The organism is Prevotella conceptionensis 9403948, from assembly GCF_000312305.1.
Taxonomy (GTDB): domain Bacteria; phylum Bacteroidota; class Bacteroidia; order Bacteroidales; family Bacteroidaceae; genus Prevotella; species Prevotella conceptionensis.
Genome location: NZ_HE999476.1, coordinates 1 through 1,396, shown reverse-complemented (window position 1 = coordinate 1,396; position 1,396 = coordinate 1). Strand labels below are relative to the sequence as shown.

The window sequence follows — 1,396 nt, the reverse complement described above, 5'->3', positions numbered from 1 at the left end:
TCAGCGGAAGATAAGTGGGGGCTAGGCATAAATCTTTGAAAGTCTAAACATGAAGAACTTTACATCCGCTACCCCTCTCAGAGTCGCCCTGAAAGCCTTTATCTTTGCATTGAAGGATTCTGCAAATGCGTTTGTTGCCCTGTTGACGAAGAAGTTGAGCACCCCGTCGTAATGTTCATATAAGGTTGCTGCAATTACGTTGAAGCTCTTGAAGCCCGAGTTGTCGACCTTGTTATACCATCGGGCCAAGGATAGCCTTGCCGCATCCTTGACGATGTTCTTTGAGAATATCATGCGTAGGGAGTGCGCAAGCGAATAGGCTTCCCTGAGGTCGGGGTATTGCTCGAAGAGGATTTCCGCCCTCCGTTTTTGGCTTTCAGTCCATTTGTCTGCCGACTTGAACAGCAGGTATCGACTACGTGCCAGCAATTGTCTTGGCGTGTCGCCATTGGCAAGCACAACCGGCGTGTAGGGTAGCCCCAGGCACTTTGCTTCCTCCCTCGTGTCGGTATCGGCCTGGATGGCGTCCCAGCGGTGTGCTATGCGCATTTCCTGCAATGCGTCGTTGGCGAGCTTTTGGATGTGGAAGCGGTCTATGGTTCGCATGGCGTTGGGGAAACAGCGCTTGGCGATTAGGTGCATGGAGTTGGACATGTCCAGCGTTATCTCCTGAACGATGCTCCGCCTATGCTCGTCTATGCGCATGATGGCTTCGGTAACCCTGTCGGCCGAAACGCCCTTGACCATGGCTATGAGCGTTCCCTTCCTTCCGCGGCAGGAACGATTGGTCACGATGGTGTACAGCTCGCCGTTGCTCAGAGCCGTCTCGTCTATGCAAATGCTCGCCCCGACGTTGTCAGCAAAGACAAGCCACTGGTCTGCATGGCTGAGCTGGTCCCAACTGCGGAAACCGCTGAGGTGATCCTTGTATTGCCTTTCGAAAGTATTGGCCTTAACGTGGTAGTACTCCTCAAGCGTACGGCAGGTCACTGGGGAACTCTCCATACGTATCTTTTAAAAAAGCCGCGAACTCCTTGGAGTAACACGTTCCCTCGGCAACGAGGTTCAAAGGGCGGCAGAAGCTCACGCCGTCCTTGCGGTTGAGCCAGCGACGGCGACGGACATGAAGCAAGAGCTTATGGTCACGTATGGGGAAGTCGGTTATCGTAGTTGGTTCCATGAAACCCTTACTCTCAATGTTTTCGTCGGCCTTATAAGACTCGGGATAGGTTTCATCGAGGCTTATCTCTATCTGTGTTGCACCTTCCTCTACTTTTACCACATCAAAATAATCAAGGATTTGGGAAGGGAGCATCAGGCTTGCAAGTTGTTTAAACAGTTCCATGGTGCAAAAGTAATAAAAATAATTTGTCCCCACTAATCTTCCGCTGTGCCC

At 51.6% G+C, this 1,396-nt stretch carries 2 protein-coding genes; both read right to left on the bottom strand.

Annotated elements, in window-relative coordinates:
* Nucleotides 1-21: 21 nt before the first annotated feature.
* Complete coding sequence (locus tag BN93_RS15760) at nucleotides 22-1,005, bottom strand: ISAon1 family transposase (RefSeq protein WP_044261157.1); 984 nt, start codon at nucleotides 1,003-1,005, stop codon at nucleotides 22-24.
* Nucleotides 971-1,345 (bottom strand): ISAon1 family transposase N-terminal region protein, encoded by a 375-nt coding sequence (locus BN93_RS15755; protein ID WP_019189243.1) that lies wholly within the window; start codon nucleotides 1,343-1,345, stop codon nucleotides 971-973. Before BN93_RS15755 ends, BN93_RS15760 begins: the two co-directional genes overlap by 35 nt.
* Between the last annotated feature and the right edge of the window lie 51 nt (nucleotides 1,346-1,396).